At 81.0% G+C, this 688-nt stretch carries 1 pseudogene; it reads right to left on the bottom strand.

Annotated features, from left to right (window positions below):
* Positions 1 to 688 (bottom strand): annotated as a pseudogene (locus NWP10_RS12230) (N-acetylglucosamine-6-phosphate deacetylase); the annotation flags it as partial.

Below are 688 nucleotides of genomic sequence, written 5' to 3'. Positions count from 1 at the left end.
CTCCGGGCCGGCGGCCTCCGCCCCCCGCCCGCAGTCCGCCGGCTCGCCCAGGCGCGGCGCGTCCGGCGCCGCGTGCACCACCGCCGGACCCAGGCGATGCACGGTGCCGCACGGCGCCCCCGTGGCGGCGATCGCGTCCGAGACCAGGCAGGTCTGCGCCGCGAGGTCGGCGTCCTCCAGGATCAGCGCCATCAGCTCCGGGGCCACGTGGGCGCCGTCGCCGACCAGCTCGAGCCGCAGCCGGCCGCGCCGGGCCGCCGCGAGGAGCGTGGGCACGGGGCCGGGGTCGCGGTGGTGGAAGGGCCGCATCCCGTTGAACAAGTGGGTGGCCACCGGCGCGGCCGCGGCTCCCGTCCGAGGCCAGTCGAGGGCGGCGGCGACCTCGGCGGGGCCGGCGTCGGTGTGGCCCAGGCAGAGCACCGTCCCGGCGGCGTCGAGCTCAGCGGCGACCTCCCGGACGCCCGGCAGCTCCGGGGCCATCGTGAGGGTGCGGACGAACCCGCGCGGCTGCGCCCGCAGCAGCTCGCGCACCCGCCGTCCGGCCGCCGAGTCGGGCGCGCACAGCGCGGCCGGGTGCTGGGCGCCGGCGCGAGCGGGGGAGAGGAACGGGCCCTCGAGGTGGACGCCGGCCAGGGCGCCGTCCTCCCACAGCGGCCGCAGCCGCTCGAGCGCGGCCGCCAGGTCCGCC

The organism is Micrococcus sp. HG099 (assembly GCF_024723355.1).
GTDB classification, from domain to species: Bacteria; Actinomycetota; Actinomycetes; order Actinomycetales; family Micrococcaceae; genus Micrococcus; species Micrococcus endophyticus.
The sequence above is the reverse complement of the archived record's forward strand: the minus strand, read 5'-3'. Positions and strand labels throughout refer to the sequence as shown.